This window comes from Dictyobacter arantiisoli, assembly GCF_008326305.1.
GTDB lineage: Bacteria > Chloroflexota > Ktedonobacteria > Ktedonobacterales > Ktedonobacteraceae > Dictyobacter > Dictyobacter arantiisoli.
On sequence record NZ_BIXY01000012.1, the window covers coordinates 19,959 to 42,661 of the forward strand.

Consider the following 22,703-nt stretch of genomic DNA (forward strand, 5'->3'; position numbering starts at 1 on the left):
CACATGAATACTTCGCCTAATTCAATCTTTTCTGGATGCTGTTGCATATAGGTGTCTAATCTTGGAAGGACACTACTAAGCATATACGCAACACGCTTTGGTATCTCACTCTGCTGCTTCCAAGCGTTTTGTATTTTTTTAAAAGCTTGCTCAAGCTGAACAAGAATGCTTTTATCAAAAGGCAAACCCTGTTCGATCCGATACATGAGACCATCTTGCTCAACCAAATAATGGTGTAAAATCTCATATGCCTGTTGTAACGAAACGTCTTCCATGTCCTATCCTTCAGTTACTTATCAATTTGATAAAGCAAAGATGCGCGATTCCATCCGTCAAATGCACATTGAATACAAATTTAGCTCAAAAAGAGACGGCAAATGGATAAACAATAACTACCAGTGTACCTATTACCTATACTCGACATCCATTGGTTTGGTGTTTACCCGTGCAAACATTTTCCTATTTTCTGAACAAGTTTTTCCTGGGCTTGCAAGATTTTTTGTTTTTGTACACCAGTATATCTATCACCTTCTGAAATAAATGTATCTCGAGCAAAGATCATTGAACCTGCAGCCAATTTAGATACCTCTTCCTTCAATTGCCATTTTTCTGCTAAAGTATCTAATGCCTCAAAAAACTCACTCAAGGCAAGTCGACCAGCAGGTTGATCGAGATCGTGGCACTGACGCAGTTCTAGAGGTATAGATGGAAGGCTCCATGCTTGCATCGATACAACAGCAATTGCAGATACTTCATCAAGAGGTTCCGTAGCAAAAATCTTATCAATCCATTCGGACACCCGCATGAATACTTCGCCTAATTCAATCTTTTCTGGATGCTGTTGCATATAGGTGTCTAATCTTGGAAGGACACTACTAAGCATATACGCAACACGCTTTGGTATCTCACTCTGCTGCTTCCAAGCGTTTTGTATTTTTTTAAAAGCTTGCTCAAGCTGAACAAGAATGCTTTTATCAAAAGGCAAACCCTGTTCGATCCGATACATGAGACCATCTTGCTCAACCAAATAATGGTGTAAAATCTCATATGCCTGTTGTAACGAAACGTCTTCCATGTCCTATCCTTCAGTTACTTATCAATTTGATAAAGCAAAGATGCGCGATTCCATCCGTCAAATGCACGTCGAATACAATTTTAGCTCAAAAAGAGATGGCAAATGGATAAACAATAACTATTAGTGTACCTGTGCTCGACATCCATAAATCAAATGTATGCTGAACATAAGTACACTACAATCTATTACGATAAACTCTTTTACAAAATTGCCTATCTATACTATATGCTTAGTAGTATAGATACTACCACAAAATTGAACCTTGACACATTATAGACAAGGAAATTTTGTCAAAACATAATTCTGAAAGAGCTTCTATTATAGAGCTTACAGAACTGAAATGTTTATGGTAATATCTCCGGATCATCCATCACACCGCCATCTGGAATAGTCATGAGCTCTACAATTGCACTTGACGGAATGTCACCTCTAACTAATACTTCTTGAGCAGTTACTGCATTGTTATACGGAACGCTACCCGGTGGTAGATATTTGCCTGCTGTAGCTTCAGTAGAAACGTCGTACAGGTCATCTGGATTTAATAGTCTTTTATCTATTTTGATAATTCTATCTCCAGGTTTACCACCAAATCTCGTTAATGCTACTTGTTCGGAATCTGTAGTTGAGATAAGCGGCCCTTTAAACCAAGATTTCGAACCATACTTAACTGTCTCATAGATAGTTTTCGCAGTCACATTTTTATAATTGTCTGGGGAAAGCCCTTTGCTAGGGTCTTCATCTGGCCTTAATGCTCTATATAGATAGTTGCCGTCATCATCACCAGCAGATGCTGATCCACCACAACCAGATAAAATAGAAGCAACAAGACATCCAGGCGATATGGAAGGAGAGGCAGAATCAGATTGCGGCTTCGTAAAAATCTTAATGATTTGACATACAGCATTGCAATCAGTTGCGGGTGGTTTCGGTTTGGGTTTGGGACGTGCCGGAGCTTTGCGAGCGGGAGGAGTAGCATGGCGCACACTCCAATGCGTATTCACATAGCTGCTGATATAGGCCGAACTGGGACTATCATACCAGGGTCGACTTCCACCACAGCCTAAGACACACGTCGTCGTCACCTGTCCCCCACCCCAGGAGTCGATGACTTCTCCCCACGTGCTTGTCTCCGATTCGGTGGTGATGGAGGTGTGCGTTTTCCAATTGACGATTGATCGTTCACCATCTCCCCAGTCAATCCGTTGTCCGCTGGGATCGGTATTGGTGGTAGGATTCCCCGCGACATAGGTATAGGGATCCATCCCTTGCAGGTTCCCTTCCACGGTGTCTGCGGCGGTAAATTGACCGACCACGGGATCATAGTAGCGCGCATTATAGTAGTCCAGCCCCGTGGTATCAGCGTGTTGCCCGGTAAAGCCTTTGTCCGTTCCCATCGATCCCTGGGAGTAGCGCTGACTACCATAGGGACTGTAGGTCTGATTGCCGAGGACTGTCGCCGCATTGGCGGTGTTCGTCATGGTTTCCACCACACTGCCAAGCCCATCGGTGAGATAGAATTGGGTCGTGGTGCCATCGCTTTTGCCGAGCAGATGACCGCCCAGGGAATAATAGTAGGTATTGCCAGTGGCATTACCACTGCTATCGTAGGTATGCTCTTCCAGGCCAAAGGCATAGACGGTCAGGGTTGTGCCACTGGCAGTGGTACTGCGGCGCAGGGTGCGCTCACCACTGTTGTCATAAGCATACCACTCACGGCTGGTGCTGCCGGCATCCCATTGCACCAACTCATTTTGCACATCATAGGAGAGGGCTGCCGTCGTGCCATTGTAGGTACGACTGGTCTGGTTTCCCCAGGCATCATAGCCAGCCAGATAGGAGGCGCTGCCATCATTTTTGGTGGCACACGTCGTCCCCGCAGCATAGATCCCTGTCAATTGATGGGGATGCGTGGCGTCACAATAGAGATACTGGAGCGAGGCTCCTGCACCATTGAGGGGACCCTGCCACAGTTGTCCCAGATGGGTGTCGGCAAAATTGGTACTGTAGCTTGCCCCTGGTAACCCACTCTGAGTGGCCGCACTTCCACAACTTCCCCCGGTAATCGCAGCCGGCTGCGTTCCGGTGTTGCCCGCCCACACCAGATGATTGAGTTCATCGTAGCAGTAATTTTGCGTTTCACTGCCACCCGAACTGCTTTGTCCTGGCACCGCAGCATACGTCGTACTGGTGCTACTCACATTCCCAACGGGATCATAGCTCCGATTTTCACTATAAATGGTGCCAGACGTCCCACTGCCAGCTTGCCAGGTGGCGGTCGCGCCTACAGCACGCAGGTTTCCGTCATAGGCAAATTGTTCCGTCGCCAATGCAGTTCCCGTCGACGTTTGATAATTGATCGCCGAGGTCAACCCATTGCCATTCAGACTCAATGATGCCAGATTGGCAGCGCCAACGGCGTTGTTGCTTAATCCGGTCAGCAAGCCGGTCGTAGCATCGTATGCCTGCGAGAAGATCGTCCCCGGTTGCCCATTGATCGTCGTTTGCGTGGTCATGGGTTGACCCGCATCATTGTATGACTGCGTTTCTTGATACGTCGGCAACGCCGTGGAGACATTCCAACTACTGGGAACGCTCAACTGCATCGTCTCGGCAATGGCTCTCCCACGGTTATCATGTTGATATTGAGAGGTCGTCTGTGAGGAGGTGCCATCGGGATAATAGGTCGTCGAGATATCCTGGGTCAACAGACCATTGGGAAAGTCCGTCGAGCCGGCCACCCCAAGTTTACTGACCCCATAGGTATACTGTTCCAGGGGATGACTGCCACTCCTACAGGTGCCAGAACCATCCGTGGTGGGAGCGGCATCCTGCACACAACCGACCCGGCCCAGGAGATCATAGCTGGTGCCGACCGTATGGGAACCCGAGGTGACGATGATGGCGCGCCCATCCGCGTCATAGGTATATTGGGTCGTTCCCCGGTCGGGATCATTGAGCTGGGTCAGACGTCCCATATCATCATAGGATGCCGTGGTCGTGACGGAGGTCGTATCCTCTCCGGTTTGGGGGGTGAGATCGGTCACGATGACCCTGGTCGGTAACCCGATGGCATTGAACTGGGTTTCCGTTTTCGCGCTGATATTACTGGTCAGGTCAGCGCTAGCCACACGATAGCTTTGCACAGAGCGGGTATGTCCAAAGACATCCTGGTACGCCACGCTCATTTGATTGTTGGCATCCAGCGTTTCAATATACCCATACGTCGATGTATCGCCATTGGGAGACCCAATATCATAGGTCGAACACGCCGTCCAGGTGCCTCCAAAGTAGGGGCAGGGAACGCCTGGCTCCTGGCTCGTGCCTGCAATGGGATCGAGGATCGCCTGTGTGCGACCCAGGGGATCATAAAGCCGGGTCGTGCCGGTCGTTTGCACGCCACCGGAGACATTATCAATGGTGGCCGTGTTTGGATCGACCCAGGTGGTGCCTCGTGGATAGCGGAACGACTGACCGGCGAAGTCCGTTCGATTGATCTCATTATAGATGGTAAACGAGATAAGATCGTTACTGGCATCCAGGGGACTACGCGTTTCGACCGCCCGACCAGCACTATCATAGTACACCCGTGTCACCGCATTGGGATAGAGCGAAGATGCGGTATCCACTTCATAACAGGGGGTGGTACTGCTATCGGTACAGGTGGAGTTGGTCGTCGTTTGCGCGGTATAGGCACCCGTTTCACCGGGAGACGAGGTCTGCTCCACTTCATTGCCATTGCTATCATAAGACAGCGATGTTGTCGTGGTTTGCCCATTCAAATTCGTCGTGCCGGTTGCCATGCCTCCCGTCGTGTAATCATAGGCGACCGTCGTATGTTGATTGAGCACGTTCCACAGATCAGTGGATTGGGCTTCATAGCTATCATACCCCGAACAGGTAGTATAATGTCCTGCCGTCCAGGAGGCTGATGCATACGCGGGAGCCGTGGAAAGTGTGCACCCCTGACTACTATACAGTCCGCTGTTGGCCGCCCCAAAGGCATCCACGGACGCAATCGCATTGCCAAACTTGTCATACATCGCATACGTTGTATACGTCGTCCCACTGCTGGGAGCGCCACAGTTGCTGTAGGATTTGACCGTCGTCGGCAGGCCGACCGAAGGAGAGGCCCCTGCTGAAGAGTATGATCCAGGTCAGAGTAGTGATTGGTTTCTTGCGTGTAGCGAAACACATAGGGTTTGAGTGCATGAGCCGTGCCCCCAGTATAGGCGGTTGGCGTAATACTGGTCAGGAGATGCTCTCCGGTCATATACTCCAGGGCCCAGGTCAGGGGATCATTGATCTGACTTAACGGGGTATTGGTATAGCTCATGCTATAGCTATAGGCGGGCTTCTGATCGGTGTCGGCTCCCACATAACTGGTGAGAGTGGAGAGGGAGAACAGGCTCATGACGGCTGGCGCTTTTACGGCTCCGTCATCTAAGGGGTCATCGCAGCGCAGTTTAAACGTACTGGTTGCAGGTGGGGTCCCTGTACAATCTGCCGAGGTATACGGTTGCACCCAGGAAGAACTGGCACCAGAAGGAACTGTCAACGAATAAGATGGGGCCTTATAGCTGAAATCGATGGTGCCGATGATTTTCGTGGTGGACCCATCCACCGTTTTGTACACAATCTGCGCCACCGCCGAGTCACTGACGGTTGTGTGCCCTCCCGGCGTGATGAGATCCTGAAAATAGGAATAGGTGACCTGCTTCTGAGGGAGATTAGGCCCATTGGTAGGAGCAGTAATGCGGTCCACGCCCCACTTATAATTGGTGCGCGTCCCTGTGGAGTCGGTCATGTATTCCAGCGAGTCACTCGTACAGCCAAACTTATAATACATGCCCGAAGGGTCCCAGGCCTGGAAACAACTGGGAACGGCATTGGTACTGGTCACGCCCACACCGACAATCCGCCAATGAGAGAGATGCAGGGTGTAATACAGACCCACATTTTTAGGATCGGGAATGAGACGATCACTGGTATGCCCTGGAATGCTCAACGTATACCAGGTACCAGGGCCTCCGCTTCCGGTTGGTTCCGTCTCTGAAGAAACCGAGGGAAGTCCCAAGGACCAGCCATCGCCCAGTTGATCGGCGGGAGACAGCTGCGAATGACGTCCATTGGGATCTGCCGATGAATACTCGAATCCCAATTCTGGTTTAAAGCCAGCGGGGCCTGGAGCCACCTGGACGGGATAGCTGACGGAAAAGTCGCCGGAGTTACCACTGACCGATCCCATCGACGGACTTGTTGGTGCCTGCAGGTCAGGACTACTTGCAACAACCAGGGTTCCCAGGGGAGCCACCGTGGTCTGTGCCGTGAGGGTATGGGCCACGGGATCGTTAATCACGGGGGTGACAAACGCACGGGTGGACTGCACCGACTGCTTGTGTTGGAGCGCCGTAGCGATTTGATCGGGCCAACTCAGATACAGGCGGTCAGGGTCCAGCCCTAACGCGGATAATTCACCTGGCTGATAGTGAAAAGTATACTGAATGGGTTGACGGACAGCAATCCCATGGACCACCCGCCCGTTGTGATCAAGCACGTTGATGTCATACGTTCCCAGCACCGTGGCTGATGCCTTGTAGTGCCCCGAACGCTGGGAGACCTGCAAGCGGACATCCCCACTGACGGCCCCACTTTGTGAGCCATTCTGTATCTGGGCCTGAGAAAGGTCCAGCGAATTCGGGGCAATCTGAACACGCAGTTGTTGATTGCTGGCTTGCAGCACTTGTGGTGTGAGCAAGGGAGCCTCTGCACGATTGAGAGGCTTCGGGGTTCCTGTCGTGATGAGATCAGGAGAAAGCGTTTGTTGGAAGGCCGGCATCGTTGCTTTCCCGGCACTTGGCAACGCCTTCGTAGGTTGTGGCTGGGTGGCACGGTCCGTGGCGGGAGGCTGCAATCCTGCAAAGTTGCCACTGCGCTGAAGGGCGCCATAGTAGTGTTTGGTATCGACCTTCCCGACCTTTTGAAAAACCTTCACCGTGTTGCGTCCTGGTGCAGCCGCAGGAAAGGATGGATGAACGAGCACAGCGGCGAAGACCACCGAGCCGTTCGACAGAAATGTATTGCCAAGCACACACATGAGGATGGTCTTTGTTTGCTAGCAGAGAGTGTTGTAGAAAAGGTGTAGAGAAGCAGAAATTATTAAAATGTTGTGAATTTCTTCAAGTTCCTAAATTTGCTCCCAAAAACGCTAACAAATCCCACTCTCATGCGTTATAATACATAGGCCTGGGATGGATAGCGGGGTGTGCGTAAGCAAGTAGATCCACCTCGACGAGCAGCTTGTAGCGTACATCTAAGATTTTACGTGCAACCTTTTCCCCATGGGGTTCGCACGCGCGCCTCCTGGAGTTTCGCGTCGCGCAAGATGCAGGCGTGCGGTAAGGGAAGGACGAGCTGGCACCCCGTCCTTCCTTTACTTTTAACCATGCATGGGTAGGAAGGGGCGTATGCGAGTTCCAATACGATCACTCGGTGGCAAACTGATCGTTGTGGCGACGGCCACTCTTTTACTGTGCCTACTCCTCTTTGCACTGACTTCCTGGAGCGCCGTCAATCTCTATGTAGAATATCAGGCCAGCCGTGATGCAAGTGCGCAGCTTACAAAAGTAGCAACGGCCTATCAATCACATACACAGGTTCTGCTTCGTTCTGTTGAGACGCTGTCCAGGGATACACGGCTACAAGAAGTCGTGAGCCTGCCGGACACAACCGCTAAGACATCCTTAATTCACAGGTTGCTGGATCAACAGGCCGCCAAGCAACATCCACTGACGTTGACGCTCTTTGATGCCACAGGCCGCAGCATAACGCATACCAGTACTGTCACCACGCTATCAGAGGTACAGCCACTTCTGGCACATACGCTACAAGGCCAGGCCAGCTCAGATCTGCAAACATTCTCAGGTCCGACAAGTGCTCAGATCCAGGGACAGTCCTGGGCCATCACCATCGCGGTACCAGTGCGGGATCAAACACAGCATGTGCATGGCACCCTTCTAGCAACCCAATCCATTGATAGCCTGTTTGTACAACAGCTCGCGCTGGACAGTGGCACGCCAATCCTGCTCTGCATCCATAATCAAATCATTCACAGCTCACTAGCGCTCCTGGCAGCCACAGGAACACGTGCGAACGATTCAGTGTGTCAGATTGGCGCATCAAACTATACTGCTGGCACACAACGCTATCAAACGCAAGCGCAGAGCGTATCATTACCACAACAGATTGGCAAGACGCCCACGCTAACCCTGGTTGCGCTTCAACCATTGGATGGCCTGACATCTCATCCCAGACGCATCCTCCTGCTGATCGCAGGGATTGGCCTGAGCATCTTCTCACTGGGGATCATCCTGCTTGTCTACTTCATTCGTACATTCTTGATACGTCCGCTGCAGCGTGTGCAGACACAGGTTCAGGTGCTCCTGTCCCAGAATAGTGCTATTGATGTCGGGATACCCCAGAGCAATGAACTCCCTGAACTGGCACAATCCTATCAGATCCTGACGAATTCCTTGAATCACGAGAGTCAGGCGCTACTGGATCAAATGAGCAAGATCCTGGTTATGAGCGATGCCTTGATGTCAACCTTAAATCTGGAACAACTCCTGGGTGAGTTTGTCACGCGCATGGGGCATATTATTCAGGTCAAACATGTCTCGTTACTGCTCTATGGACGAGAGAGTATCGCACCCTGGGCCGTCGCGCAATGGTCTGATGCCAGTGAGGAAGTGGTGCTACGGCCATTTTCAGCGCCTCAAAAGGGCGTGACGGTTTATATCGATCCAGATAATGATATCAGTATGGCTGTGACCACGAAAATGTCGGTGATCTCCAATGCTCAGTCGGCCAGGACGACGGCACACCAGGCAAGCTTTCAAGCCTATCACCCGGATGGACGAGGATCACGCATCCCAAATCATGCCTTGCGAGATGTGGATCTGGCGCTGGCCCGCCTGACCCTGCAACGCCAAAAGATTGTCTATGGTGAGGATATTGGCGCGATCTATCAGCAGCAGCCGGAATCCTGGGCGCGTCTGGCATTGGAAAAAGGATATTGCTCAGCGATTGCTGTTCCGCTACTGCTGCAAGATCAGGCTATTGGCGCATTTATACTTTATACGGAAGAGCTACATCCTATCAGCAATAAGGATACGTTTTTACTCAGTACGGCGGCCCTACAAACCTCGATGGCCATTGAAAATGCCTTGCTGTTTGCTGAGGTAAAGGACAAGAATGACGCCCTGGAACGCGCCAACCAATTAAAATCACAGTTTCTAGCTAATGTCACCCACGAACTGCGCACACCATTGCATAGTATTATCAGTTATGGCACATTGATTGTAGAGGGTTTTGTGGATGGTACCCTGACAGATGAGCAGGAGCAGCATATCCAGTTCATGGTGCGGCGAGCTGAGGATCTGTCACATCTGGTTAATGATATGCTGGATCTCTCAAAAATTGAGGCTGATCGCATTGAGGTTAAGCCAGAGCCGCTCATCTTACGCCAGAGTTTGTCGGAGGTCATCGAGCAATTAACACCGCTGGCAAACACAAAAGAGCTCTATCTCAATCTAGAGATTGATGAGAGCTTTCCGCGTGTTGCAGCGGATGGTCACCGTCTCCGTCAGGTGGTCCTGAATCTGGTTTCCAATGCCCTCAAGTTCACAGAACAAGGCGGTGTAACCATTCATTGTACCCAATTGGAGCAGCAAGGGATGGCGCGTATTTCGGTAGCTGATACTGGCATCGGTATTTCCCCCGCTGCCATGGAGTATATCTTTGAAGCTTTCCGGCAGGCAGATGGAAGTACCACGCGGCGTTTTGGAGGCACAGGATTGGGTTTGACAATCGCGAAAAAGCTGATCGAGTTACAGGGTGGAGAGATTGCGGTGGAAAGTGTGCCCAGGAAAGGCTCTACCTTCTCTTTTACCCTCCCAATTATCCTGGCATAACACTCAACAACACGACGTCCTACTTGAAAGATCTTCGTCTTCAAACATGAGAGAAAGAGAAAAAATGAATATACCAAGTCAAGACACTCAACAGCCAACTGTTCTAATCATTGAGAATGAAGTTTCAAACCGCATTCTGATTGAACGTGTCTTATCGACCCGGGGCTATCGTTGTCTCTCTGCCAGTAATGGTCGCGAAGCCTTAGAACTATTAGATCACGAGCGCCCGGATCTTATTCTAACTGATCTCTCGATGCCGGTGCTGGACGGCTATCGCACAACCCAGTTGATTCGGGAACGTCCAGGATTGGAGAATGTGCCCATCGTGGCAGTAACAGCATTTGCTCTGAGTGATGAAGGAGAAGCGGCCCGACGTATTGGTTGTACAGAATATCTCACCAAACCCTTTAAACCACGACAATTACTTGAGGTTGTCGCTCGCTTACTCCAGGCACCAGCATAAAAGAACATAGACAAGCCCTGAGTTCCTTAAAAGACGCTTGTCCTCACTTAGCAGCATGTGCAATACTGAAGAGAGATTACCATAAAAAGATGACCTGCCGATCAGCCCATGCTCGGTGAGCACTCTTTTTTTATGCCTCACAGGGAGTAATTCGCTCGTACTGTTCCCCAATCAAAATAAAACATATCAAGGAGCTAGAAGCATGAATATCAATCTGACAACGCAGGCGCTGAAAGATGTCGCCTGTGATGCCTTGATAGTCAACGTTGCCCGCCAGCAAACGGGATTACAGCTATCTGACGCAGCCGCAACTATCGATATGGCACTGTCTGGACTGCTCAAGGAGCGCAATGCCGATGGCGAGTTCAAAGGCAACGTCGGAGAATTGCTGACAGTCCATCCCGCTGGCAAGTTAGCTGCCAAACGCGTTGTTGTAGTCGGCCTGGGGGCACAGGAGAAAGTGGATACACAGGCGATTCGCCGTGCCACAGCCATTGCCGCCCGCCATCTGCAAAAAACGGGTGCGCATACGATTGCCATCGCGGGTGGCTTTACCTCTACAAATTTCACCGCCGAACAGGAGGCTCAGGCCGCGGCTGAAGGTGCGCTACTGGGACTCTATACATTCCGTATGTATCAGAGTACCGAGGCAAACGGCGCAGTCAACACGATTAGCTTTGTCACAGGTGCTGAACAAAAGACAAAGATTGAACAGGCATTGCTGCGAGGGCAGGCACTGGCCGAGTCTACAAACTTTGCCCGCAGCCTGATCAACGAGCCTCCCAGGGTTCTCACGCCAACTGAACTGGCTCATCGTGCCAGCAGTATGGCGAAAGAAGTCGGGCTCGAATGCGAAATCTTTGATAAAGAGAAGATTCAAGAACTGGAGATGGGCGGTCTGCTGGCTGTCTCACAGGGCAGCGTTAATCCACCACACTTTATTGTATTGCGCTATCGTGGGAATCCTGCCAGCAAGGAAGGCATTGCTTTTGTAGGTAAAGGCATTACATTCGATACTGGCGGTATCTCGATCAAACCGGCCGCCGGTATGGATGAGATGAAAGGCGATATGGGCGGTGCTGCAGCCGTGATTGGTGCCTTACAGGCCATCGCACGTCTAAAGCCTGCTATCAATGTTACTGGCATCGTGCCTACCTGCGATAATATGCCCAGTGGTAGCGCCTATGTCCCTGGCGATATTGTACGTATCTCCAACGGAAAAACCATCGAGATCGTCAATACCGACGCCGAGGGACGACTTATCCTGGCTGATGGTATCTCTTATGCCGTTAAACAGGGTCTGTCGCCAATTGTGGATCTGGCGACGCTGACAGGAGCGATGGTGGTTGCCCTCGGTCATACCATGACAGGGGTCTTTAGCAACAACGAAGATCTGACCCAAAAGATTATCACAGCTGGCCGCACCGCCGGTGAAAAATATTGGCCGATGCCGCTGGATGATGAATACGCCGATTACATCCATAGTGATATCGCCGATATCAAACAGACTGGTGGACGCGAGGCAGGTTCAGTCACCGCAGCGAAGATCCTCGAGAACTTTGTGGGCGATGCACAGTGGGCCCATCTAGATATTGCAGGTACCAGCTACGAAGAGAGCGTTAAATCCTATCAGGAAAAAGGCGGCACAGGCGTCGGTGTGCGTACCCTTACAGAATTGGCTTTCCAACTCGCCAACAAATAAGACACGGTAGGCACAGTTTGCAATACAGGGGAATAATACGTATATTATTCCCTTGCTGCATTTTTCTCTACGCAACATAGTGGAATTCTGTTCTATCCTCCACTGCTATTTCACCAAAAAAATTGATTGTCCTCCAGGACATCTCTATTACTTATCAAAGCCAGAAGCTTTGCCTCATGCCAATATTCAAGCTATAGCTTTTCGCTTATAAACAATATGAAATGTGCTAGATGCATTTTATAGAAACAATGATCCTACGTCAAGTAAAAATAGACACCTGCAGTACCCATTAGTACCAATCCAATAATTTATATTTGACATTTAGTGGAGGCGTGGTCGTATGCCCAGATTGGCTTTATTTTTATTTGGATCTCCATCTATCGAATATGCGGGCAAGCGTCTGATTGTGGATACACGCAAAGCAATCGCTCTGCTGGTCTACCTGGCAATGACACGGCAACGCTATCAACGCGATATGCTGGCGAACTTGCTCTGGCCGGAATATGATCAGGCACATGCGCGCGCAACCCTACGCCGCACCTTATCAACCCTCAATAAAGCACTGAATGGGGAATTTTTACAGGTGGATCGCGATACTATCGCCCTGGACCCATTGGCCCAGATATGGATCGATGTCGAGGCTTTTCGCGCTCATCTGGCAACCTGTCGCACCCATGCCCATTCTACCTCTGAAACCTGTGCGGCCTGTCTGGAACCATTAACCCGTGCGGCCGCACTCTATCAGGATGATTTTCTCGCTGGCTTTCATTTACAGGATAGTACCAACTTTGATAGCTGGCAATTCGTTCAAACAGATAGTTTGCGCCGCGAATATGCCTATGTCCTGGAACATCTTGTCTATTATTATAGTAATCAAGGTGACTTTAAACAGGCTATTACTCTTGCGCAACGCTGGCTGGCACTTGATCATTTGCATGAACCTGCCCATAGCATCTTAATGCAGCTCTATGCCGGGATTGGACAGCGTGCCTCATCCCTGCAACAGTACGAGGAATGTGTTCGCATCTTAAAACAGGAATTAGGAATTGCCCCTTTAAAGACAACCACACAGATCTATCAGGCCATCAAAGCCAATACACTGCCCCAGCATCTCGCATTCAAGCCATCAGCACTGCCATTACCGCTTACGCGAGAGACACGAGCAGCACAAGAACAATCCCGACAAGCCAGCAGTGTTTCTTCTGACAAAGACGCTGGTGCAATCCCACCCATAGTTCACACAGGTACCTATCCACTAATAGGGAGAGATACTGAATGGCAACGGATGCTCCAGGTGTATCATCGATCTGAGATTCAGGGACAGGTCATCTGCCTGGAAGGCGAAATGGGGATTGGAAAAACACGTTTATTGGAAGAAATGCTTAGCTATGCCCGGCAGCGTGGAGCATTTATCGTGCGAACGAATTGCTTCGCAGAGGAACAGAGTATCGCTTACAGTCCAATTGCAAGCAGTGTACAAACGGCGCTGACACAGGCACAACACAATGATACCTTAAAACATCTAGCTCTCCCCTGGCTACGGGAAGCGGCCCGTCTGCTCCCAGCTCTCACCAACGCTGCCGTGGTTACGCTCCCATTGGAGACCATTGATCATCCCGAGGCCCAACAGCGTTTCTTCGCGGGCATCCGGCAGGTGCTACTGGCAATCAATGCACAATCAGAGGTAACTGCACCAGGCATTATCTGTTTTGATGATCTTCATTGGAGTGATGCTTACTCTTTAGCCTTCCTGAGCTATTTTATACGCAGGCATATCGAGAAATCTGTCTGCTTGCTGATCACCTGGCGTACTCCATACCCACACCAACTGGAGCCCATCCGTCATATACTCACCGAGCTACAGCATGCCGGTCAGGCTACTTTGCTCACGCTGTCACGCTTACAGGAAAAAACGGTCAGTCAATTGCTCCATCAGACGATCAGGCAGGTTTCAACCCGAGATCAGACACAGTTGGCGCAACGTCTCTATGCGGAAAGTGAAGGTTTACCGCTTTTCGTCACAGCGTATCTGGAAGCATTGGGCGCGCAACACCTGAAGCGAGAGGATAGTTCCTGGCCGCTCCCCGCCAAGCTCCATGATCGACTGCTTTCACAGCTCAGCAGTCTGGGGGATTATACTCGCCTGGTGCTTAGTGGGGCCGCCAGTATCGGACGGAGCTTTGATCTGGCACAACTACGCGCTGCTGGCGGCTGGAGTGACGAAATTATTGTCCATACATTAGAGGAGTTGATCGGGCAGGGGTTCCTTGAGGAATTAGTTCCGGATGACCAGGATAATGACCAGCGCGTACGCTATCAATTTGTACATAAACAGGTACGCCGACTTGCATATGCAACGACCAGTCAGGCACGCCGCCAGCTTTTTCAACAGCGCAACGCCGACTTTCAAAAAAGCCAGCGCTCATAACCTATGCCGTGACTGGTCAAATCAGGCTATCGTCAGGGAAAATGTGTAGAGATACATCCCCGACTATGCCTATTGGGCAAAGCGATTGCGTACCAGGATACGACTACTGCCATCCTGGGCGGAAATCTGTTTGACTGCTAAGGAGACACGATTATCAGCATTTAACGCATTCCAGTAGCTATCCAATACAGCCTCAGCTTTTCCAGCGCAGGGGAGTAACAGCGGATCACCATTAAAGCTAGGCAAGGGATTCCCATCCCCACGATAGGTTGTCAGGCCAACCCCAAAACCACGCGGAGATTTCGCCGTATGATAGGTGTAGCGATCCGTATTGGCAGGATTGGCCTGATTAGCTTTAAGAATACTCAACGTGACAGTACCGGGATAGGCTTGCAGATCGAGCATTCCACTGATACGCGGTGTATAGTGAGGAGCATCTGGCTCGCGCTCACGTTTCTCCAGTGCCGAAGCGAACGATCCTCCAGCCAGTAAGCCATCATAAATCGTACGGGTTTGATCGCCATTGCTGACTAGATAGATATTAGGTAGTTCAAGCATGGCATCATAAATCAGGAGTTCGGGATTATCCATCTGACGCGTATCAACAGGTTCAGTTCGCAAGGTATTACCTGCTACCACAAATTTACGATTGCGGCTTGAAGCACTACGACCCATAATCCAATAGATCATCAACCATGCATCATCGACTGAAGAGCGACCAATCACAAGTCCTCTACCAGGATAAGGGTTCTTCTTTAAAAGCTCAAAATTTGCCGTTGCCAGAGCAGTAGCATCCATTGTTTTCCACACTTTCCCTTGAATGTTTTAGAGCCCGAATCTATACTTATCTTTCATTATAGCAGAGCGGCCCTTACATGGAGTATACCTTAAAACCGAACCACTGGCAAAATGTCAGGGAAACGGTTCGTGAAATTAATGCCAGGAGGAGAGACGGCTTTTCAAAACATGTTGAGCGGCGAAATAGCCGCACATGCCGTGTACTCCACCGCCCGGCGGGGTTGAAGATGAACAAATAAAGATATCAGAGGCTGAGGTCGCATAAGGAACGGCTCGCAACGTGGGACGCGTAAAGAGCTGCCAGATATCCTGCACGCCACCATTGATATCTCCACCAATATAATTGGCGTTATAGCGCTCAAGCCCGGGTGCATCGGTCACATGGCGCGCCAGGATCAGATCGCGGAAGCCAGGCGCAAAGCGCTCTATCTGTGCCTCGATGCGTGCCGTCATATCGAACGTCGAGCCATTGGGGACATGACAATAAGCCCACAGAGTATGCTTGCCCGCCGGAGCACGTGTGGCATCAACAAGACTCTGCTGAGCCACCAGAACATAGGGATGATCTGGCGGCTCACCACGCCAGACCTGTCGCTCTCCCCACGCAATCTCATCAAAGGTGCCGCCCAGATGTACCGTGCCAGCACGGGCGCAAGCCCGAGCAGTCCAGGGAACAGGGCCAGCCAGGGCATAATCAATTTTAAACGAACCAGGACCATAGCGATAGCGTTGCAAACTACGTAGATAACCAGATGATAAACGATGTCCAGCTATACGCACCAGTTGACGTGGCGTCACATCAAACAAATAGGCACGTGCGGTGGGCAATTCATCAATTGTCTTCACCTCATGCCCGGTCATAATCTCGCCGCCCAGAAAACAGAGATAATCAGCCAGTGCCTGCACAATACGCTGCGAGCCGCCACGTGGAAGCGGCCAGCCTGCCACATGGCCTACAGTCGCCAGTACCAGACCAGCCGCAGCACTGGTCAATTGCTCCAGGGGAAGCATAGAATGGGCACAGACGCCAGCCAGAAGCGCCCGGGCGCGCTCATCCACGAAACGTTGCCTCGCCAGCAGACGCGCCGACTGGAGCGCCGCCAGACCAAAGGGAGCCAGCGCCACTGGATGAAGCAGTGGACGCAGGCGCAAGGGCCCCAGAAAAGCCTGAGCAATGCGCTCCCAATCCCTCACAAAAGGGCTGATCAAATCCTCATAAGCCTTCGCATCAACCCCAAGCGTCTCTGCCGTCGCCGCGATTGAGCGCTGCAACAGCATCGCCTCTCCAGTATCCAGAGGATGGGCCAGAGGAACATCAGGATGCAGCCATTCCAGGCCAAAGCGTTCCAACGGCAATGTGCGCAAAAATGGCGAAGCCACGCCCAGTGGATGGACCGCCGAACAAATATCATGCACAAAGCCCGGCAAGGTCAGCGCCCCCGAACGTGCTCCTCCTCCAATGGTCTCCCGTGCCTCAACGACCAGAACCGCCTGACCAGCCTGCGCCAGCCTGACTGCTGCCGCCAGACCATTGGGGCCCCCGCCCACCACCACAGCATCATAGGCATATCGTCTCGCCATAGAAAATGCCTCCCCATTTTATCAACTACATCTTTTTTCATTGATGGTAACACATGCCCATATGTTCCCAACGTCATGATAACCCAGAAGCTCCTGTACCACATGATAGGTTGAGGTTACATTTCTTGAAGTGAATAGCAAGCTCAGTCTTAGGCGGGTGGCGAGGGGAGTTCGCGTGTGTCTTGCTGATCTGGGTGAGTATTAGCCGCTAACCTGAGTGTGTCCTGTTGATCTACGTGAGATTGAGTGGATAACTTGAGTGTGTCTTGCTGGTCCTGGTCCGGGTAATAAGTGGAGACGATGTCGAGCATGGAGGGTGTGAGACGGGCTATCTGTGCGTTGGTAGATGATATGCGCTGGCGGCGTTTCTGCTTTTGTTCGCTGCTAAAGGACCAGACAGAAACAATTATCACGATCAGGAAGCCTGCGCCTGCTAGCAGGGAACCCTGGAGCCAGTTGTTGATAATTATGCCCTGTGGATTTTGTATATATTCGGTAGCAGAGTAGACTTGCTGTCGCCAGATTTTCTTGTCTGCGAGGGCAAATTGTACCACAGCATAAGTAGTGGCGGATGTTTGGATATTATCAACCTTAAGTGAAAGTGTTTGGGGATCATCTTTATAGATTAATGTAGTAATAGGCTCATTCCTCTGTAGACGAGCATCGTTGAGGTGTGGAGAGAATTTGCGGGGATCGATAATGTAGTAGATGCTGGTTCCCGCTTTTTGAAATGCATAGGTTCCATTATTGATGGTGAGAATATGAAATAAGCCAGCTTTTACGTGCTGGTAATAGACGTTATGGGATGTACTCCCATAGAAAAATCCTCCTCCAATGAGGAACAAACCTGTAAGCATACTGATAATGCTAAAGATCAACCTTTGAGACCTGGCCACTGGTTGTGTGGGCGTGGGATAAGCGCTGGCGTGAAAATGTGTCCCTTCCCTGAGCTGATACAACATATTGGCGCTGCCATTCATGCTTGCTATTCTCCGCTTCCTGCTATAACACAATGTGCAACTTTTTGCCTGAAGCCTCGCGCCAGCGGCGCTTGCTTAGGCGTAGTGTAGAAGTACTAGAATGTTTATTCATAGACGAATTTTGATATACTGCCGCATTTATTCATTAGGAGATATTTATTCAGGATGAATAGCTATCCAAGAATTTTGGGATTCCTTTTTTTCTCCCATTAGTTTGCAACATTGATATTTTAGCTTACGAGGAATGTTTGATGCAACATTGTTTTATACGAATATTTATATTTATAAGTATATCGATGCTACTCCTCTCTATGATGAGTTGTGCTGATCAACCTTCTGGGCATTTACTCACTACCAACGCGATTCCCTATGCTCCCGATGCACTCAAAGCCACACCGACACCACGGCCCACACCCACGCCGGCACCAGTGCCTACCATGGTGCCTGCAATTCCCTCCGCCCTGACCTATTCACTTTTTTATCATGGAAATGAGCAACGAAAAGAGATTGCCTTATCTTTTGATGATGGTCCTAGCATTACATATACGCCACAGATTTTGAGAATTCTGCGCCAATTTCATCTACATGCCACCTTTTTCAATATAGGACAAAATGTCCTGCAATATCCACAAATCACAAAAGAGGTGTACGCGGAAGGAAATGTTATCGGCAACCACAGTTGGAACCATCCCGATCTGACAACCCTGTCGCCAGTGCAGGTGCTCTGGCAGATGACGTATACCAATCAGATTATTCAGCAAACGATCGGTACCAAACCTCTCCTGATGAGACCGCCATACGGCGCAATAAATAGACCTGCACATATACAGATAGAGAATGCCGGGCTACTGCCAATCCTATGGAATGTGGATACCGAGGATTGGAAGCGGGCGGGTGTTGCTTCTATCGTTGCCAATGTTATGAACGAAACGAAAAACGGCTCTATTATTTTGATGCACGACGGCGGCGGGGACCGTACACAGACCATTGCAGCCTTACCAATTATCATCACAAATCTCGAACAGCAAGGCTACCAAATCGTCCCCATGCAAGAACTACTCAATCACGCCGAAGACGTATCAACGCCAACCATCCAGTCTGTCAAAGAATAAGCGTATCATTCCCACTTCATAAATAAATAACCATGCTCATGAACCCGTTCCAGTAGGTGGCTCCTTTGCTCGGGACCACAACCGATTGTGTTGCAAGAAAGAAACCTTCACATGTTCGGTTACCTCAGGAGTAAAGGGAGCCGAGGCCGCAAAAAAGTATGCTATACTAATGATATGAAAATCAAGATTCGTTATTTTGCATCATTGCGCGATATTGTCGAGCAGAGCGAGGAATGGCTCACGGTGCCAGACAATGCATATATAGCGGATGTGCGTACATTATTGCTGGAACGCTATCCGCGCCTGCAACCTATTATGGACCGTTCGGTAAATGCGGTCAATCATAGCTATGTGCCCGCTGAAACGGAACTGCACGATGGCGATGAGGTGGTATTTATTCCCCCAACTGGAGGTGGTTGCTAGTGGAACCGATTATTCAATTGACACATCAGCCATTGGATCGTGCGGCACTGGTCGAGGCGGTCAGTCATCCCAGCGATGGTGGTATCGTGGTGTTTGAAGGTATCGTGCGAGATAATGCCCGCGGCAAGCAGGTGCACTATCTTGAGTATGAGGTCTATGAAGAGATGGCGCGCCAACAGATTGCCCAGATTATCGCTGAAGCTCAGCAGCGCTGGCAGATTGAGCATGTCGCCGTAGCACATCGCTTTGGACGCCTGGAAATCGGCGAGGCCAGTGTGATTATTGTCGTCGCCACTCCACACCGCAGTGAGGCTTTTGACGCCTGCCGCTATATCATCGATACTCTCAAAAACACGGTGCCGATCTGGAAAAAAGAAGTTGCCACCAATGGCGAAGCGTGGGTTGAAGGATAAGGTACTTTTTATGGTATACTCTGAATAAGAAGCGAGTAGAGTTCCACGAAGTGCGTGCCCTTACGTAAAGCAACGATCTGGGATAGATCCAGGTTTCACTTGGAGGTCGTTGATGGACTTATTCGAAAAACAGTCCCGTCTGAATCAACTTTTCGCGCAGAGCCCCGTTAATGCTGCCTATCTAGCCGGTTCCCTCTCTAATCGCACCACGTTTGGTCAATTGAAAGACGTCGACATTGCAGTCTTGTTGATGGATCAGATTAAGGCTGATCAGTTTCTAGATTATCAGTTGTACTTTCTCAGCGAATTAGCGAAGCGCTTAGAATCAGATATGATTGATGTCGTGATCTTAAATCAAGCCTCTCTGCTCCTGAAATTACAAGTCATCAAATACGGGCAGATCCTCTTCAGCCGAAGCGAGAAACAACGGGTAACCTTTGAAACGCATGCAGTAATGGCATATCTAGATTTTAAGAAATTTGATGACATACAGAATCAGGCTCTGGGGCGGCGGCTTTATCGGCAAATGTTGCCGCTCGATCAGGATCTGGTAAAAAGCTCACTGGCCCAAATACGCTCGGCCGTAGAGATACTCAAGGAGGTAGCTCGGGAACCCTATGAAACGTTCCTCCAGGACTTTCATGTCTACGGACTGGCAGAGCACTACTTGCATCTGGCGATTGGAGCCTGTCTGACAACCTGTAGCATCTTAATTGCGACGTTTGGACTGCGTCGGGCGGAAGACTATCATGAACTGTTGAGTATCGTTGCGACCCAACAGATTATTCCCCAACCGTTGTCATATCGGCTAGAGGTACTGAGCAATATGCGCGATCAGCTTCTCAATGATCCCACAACGCTCAAACGAGAACAGCTCTATGACACGTTACAGCACTATCTAAGCGATCTGACAGAATTTGCAGACACCATCGAAAAGAAATAGAAGCAACCACACTTCGCCTGTATAGAGCACCATAAAACTGGCATCCCATCAAAGATACCAGTTTTATTGCGTAGTTCACGAGTGTATGATTATTCATTGACCGAGCGTAAAGCATTGGCCTGACTCATTGCGTGAGCCGCCTCTTCAGCATGGCCGGTCGCTTCATAAATCTGAGCCATCGTTTCGTAAGCCAGAATCATTGACGGGTCCATTGAAATAGCCTGCTGCACGGTATCTAACGCCTCATCATACCGCTTGACTTCGCGCAGTGTATCGGCCAGATCGTTGTAGTAATCAGCATTCAGCGGATCACTCTCGATAGCGTTCTGATAGCTATCTATAGCCTCATCATAGCGCCCCAGAGCATCATAGGCGGTTGCCAGCTGATAGTAGCCCTCAGGATCGTCCTCAGAGCGTTCCAGGAGCTTCTCAGCGGTCTGGATAGCATCTTCATAGCGTCCCAATGAGTTATAGGTCTCAGCCAGACCGGCATAAGCGGCAGCCAGGTCATCCAATTGCAATTCACCGCGATCAGCGGTCTCAACCAATCCCTGATAGACCGTCAGAGCATCATCGAAACGCTCATTCTCCAGGTAGGCCTCTGCCAGACTAAAGCGGGTCGTGACACGTTGCGGATCAAGAGACGCAGCCCGTGTATAGGCCTCAATTGCCGCATCGTTATCGCCCTGTAAAGACTTCCAGGTACCCAGATGTTCCCAGGCCTCAGCATCTTCTGGATCAAGCGCCACGATCTGCCGATAGATCTCAGCTGCCTGATCACGTTCCCCCATCTGCTCATAGATGGCTGCTAGCGCATCATAGCCAATACGACCCTCGGGATCAAGCGTCAGGATCTGATTGGCAGTTGAAAGCGCATCATCATAGCGGCGCATATCCAGGTAGAGGCTTGCCAGTTCGGCATAGCGTGCGGGATCAGTTGGAGCCTCATCAATCTTGTGCTCCTGTTCCATCACACGACGCCATTGCTGATTCACGCGTTCGCGCACATCCAGCAAACTATTGCTTGCAAGCTCTTGATCAGGATTCAGCATCAACGTCTGACGATAGGCCTGAATAGAATCCTGATAAAGATTCTGGGTGCGATACGCATCGCCCACACTCAAATACAGCTCTTCATTTTGTGGATCAAGCTCAATTGCCTGCTGAAATGTTTCCAGGGATTCCTCATACATACCCAACTCACCATAGAGATTTCCCAGGTTCACATAGGCATCAATCAACTGAGGATCCAGATCAATCGCGCGGCGATAGCCAGCAATAGCTGTCTCGACATCGCCCAGATACTGCTGCGCCAGAGCCAGATTGTAACGGGCCCGCGCATTCTGAGGACTCACCTCAACCGCCTGAGCAAACACCTCCGCGGCAGTCTCAAAATCGCCCGCCTGGGCCGCAGTATTTCCACGATCCGTCAACGACTGCTCATCGCGAGCCAATTCTTTGCGGCTCACAAAATGAATAGGTTGAGTGGATCTATTTTCCGTCTTGGGTTCATCTTGCATGTCACTCATACGTGGTCTATTCTCCTCTATACTTCATGGTATACCTTACGCAAGAATACACATTAAATCTTTGCGTAGTATAGCACGCCTCGCCCTTTCTTTGCTTTATCACACTGGGAACACATGCCAATACAGTCCCTTTTATGCCGCCTTCGGTAGAGGAGAGAAAAGGGAAAATGGGAAACACCCCACACTCCGGCAGTGGGACTGCCTTCTCCTTGCGCCCCTGCATAAGATGCAGGACGAAATATATGAATAGAAGGCGCAGATACAATAAACGCGCCTTCAAGGCAGTG

The 22,703-nt window shown here is 50.2% G+C and carries 16 protein-coding genes; 8 read left to right on the forward strand and 8 right to left on the reverse strand.

Annotation, left to right across the window (positions count from 1 at the left end):
• From F1593_RS28195 to F1593_RS29235, 4 genes are all read right to left on the reverse strand, one after another.
• Positions 1 to 275 (reverse strand): hypothetical protein (locus F1593_RS28195; RefSeq protein WP_172631896.1); only part of this gene is annotated, 275 nt, incomplete at its 3' end.
• Positions 276 to 439: 164 nt separating this feature from the next.
• The gene (locus F1593_RS05875; RefSeq protein ID WP_149400622.1) at positions 440 to 1,075 is read right to left on the reverse strand and encodes a hypothetical protein; all 636 of its coding nucleotides are present in this window, start codon (positions 1,073 to 1,075) and stop codon (positions 440 to 442) included.
• A gap of 344 nt (positions 1,076 to 1,419) precedes the next feature.
• The gene (locus tag F1593_RS05880; RefSeq protein WP_308482687.1) at positions 1,420 to 4,875 is read right to left on the reverse strand and encodes an RHS repeat-associated core domain-containing protein; all 3,456 of its coding nucleotides are present in this window, start codon (positions 4,873 to 4,875) and stop codon (positions 1,420 to 1,422) included.
• Positions 4,851 to 7,169 carry a hypothetical protein gene (locus F1593_RS29235; RefSeq protein ID WP_235932499.1) on the reverse strand — a complete coding sequence of 773 codons (2,319 nt, stop codon included), beginning with the start codon at positions 7,167 to 7,169 and terminating at the stop codon, positions 4,851 to 4,853. Before F1593_RS29235 ends, F1593_RS05880 begins: the two co-directional genes overlap by 25 nt.
• A 370-nt stretch (positions 7,170 to 7,539) precedes the next feature.
• Here F1593_RS29235 and F1593_RS05885 point away from each other — a divergent pair, with 370 nt between their 5' ends.
• The 4 genes from F1593_RS05885 to F1593_RS05900 all read left to right on the forward strand — a co-directional run bounded on the left by F1593_RS05885 (position 7,540) and on the right by F1593_RS05900 (position 14,637).
• A complete protein-coding gene (locus F1593_RS05885; protein WP_172631897.1) occupies positions 7,540 to 10,044 on the forward strand; it encodes a sensor histidine kinase in 2,505 nt (834 codons plus the stop codon).
• 64 nt (positions 10,045 to 10,108) lie between these two features.
• Positions 10,109 to 10,507, forward strand: a complete 399-nt coding sequence (locus F1593_RS05890) for a response regulator (RefSeq protein ID WP_172631898.1) — start codon at positions 10,109 to 10,111, stop codon at positions 10,505 to 10,507.
• A gap of 202 nt (positions 10,508 to 10,709) precedes the next feature.
• Positions 10,710 to 12,209 carry a leucyl aminopeptidase gene (locus F1593_RS05895; protein WP_149400626.1) on the forward strand — a complete coding sequence of 500 codons (1,500 nt, stop codon included), beginning with the start codon at positions 10,710 to 10,712 and terminating at the stop codon, positions 12,207 to 12,209.
• Between the two features lie 340 nt (positions 12,210 to 12,549).
• Positions 12,550 to 14,637 (forward strand): ATP-binding protein, encoded by a 2,088-nt coding sequence (locus tag F1593_RS05900; RefSeq protein ID WP_149400627.1) that lies wholly within the window; start codon positions 12,550 to 12,552, stop codon positions 14,635 to 14,637.
• 69 nt (positions 14,638 to 14,706) lie between these two features.
• On the opposite strand, the gene F1593_RS05905 is transcribed toward F1593_RS05900, so the two are convergent.
• The 3 genes from F1593_RS05905 to F1593_RS05915 form a co-directional block, all read right to left on the reverse strand.
• Positions 14,707 to 15,435, reverse strand: coding sequence for an IMP cyclohydrolase (locus F1593_RS05905; protein ID WP_149400628.1), 729 nt, complete (start codon positions 15,433 to 15,435; stop codon positions 14,707 to 14,709).
• Positions 15,436 to 15,570: 135 nt separating this feature from the next.
• On the reverse strand, positions 15,571 to 17,016 hold the full coding sequence (locus F1593_RS05910) for a phytoene desaturase family protein (protein WP_149400629.1): 1,446 nt from the start codon (positions 17,014 to 17,016) through the stop codon (positions 15,571 to 15,573).
• 149 nt (positions 17,017 to 17,165) lie between these two features.
• A complete protein-coding gene (locus tag F1593_RS05915; RefSeq protein WP_149400630.1) occupies positions 17,166 to 17,996 on the reverse strand; it encodes a hypothetical protein in 831 nt (276 codons plus the stop codon).
• Positions 17,997 to 18,292: 296 nt separating this feature from the next.
• Here F1593_RS05915 and F1593_RS05920 point away from each other — a divergent pair, with 296 nt between their 5' ends.
• The 4 genes from F1593_RS05920 (at position 18,293) to mntA (ending at position 20,887) form a co-directional block, all read left to right on the forward strand.
• Entirely contained in the window at positions 18,293 to 19,108 is an 816-nt protein-coding gene (locus F1593_RS05920; RefSeq protein ID WP_216368794.1) for a polysaccharide deacetylase family protein, read from the forward strand.
• Positions 19,109 to 19,282: 174 nt separating this feature from the next.
• Complete coding sequence (locus F1593_RS05925) at positions 19,283 to 19,531, forward strand: MoaD/ThiS family protein (RefSeq protein ID WP_172631899.1); 249 nt, start codon at positions 19,283 to 19,285, stop codon at positions 19,529 to 19,531.
• On the forward strand, positions 19,531 to 19,944 hold the full coding sequence (locus F1593_RS05930) for a molybdenum cofactor biosynthesis protein MoaE (protein WP_149400633.1): 414 nt from the start codon (positions 19,531 to 19,533) through the stop codon (positions 19,942 to 19,944). The genes F1593_RS05925 and F1593_RS05930 overlap by 1 nt, the downstream gene beginning before the upstream one ends.
• Before the next feature lie 112 nt (positions 19,945 to 20,056).
• Complete coding sequence (gene mntA / locus F1593_RS05935; protein ID WP_149400634.1) at positions 20,057 to 20,887, forward strand: type VII toxin-antitoxin system MntA family adenylyltransferase antitoxin; 831 nt, start codon at positions 20,057 to 20,059, stop codon at positions 20,885 to 20,887.
• Between the two features lie 89 nt (positions 20,888 to 20,976).
• Here the strand turns inward: mntA and F1593_RS05940 are convergent, their stop codons facing one another.
• The gene (locus F1593_RS05940; RefSeq protein WP_149400635.1) at positions 20,977 to 22,416 is read right to left on the reverse strand and encodes a tetratricopeptide repeat protein; all 1,440 of its coding nucleotides are present in this window, start codon (positions 22,414 to 22,416) and stop codon (positions 20,977 to 20,979) included.
• Positions 22,417 to 22,703: the final 287 nt, after the last annotated feature.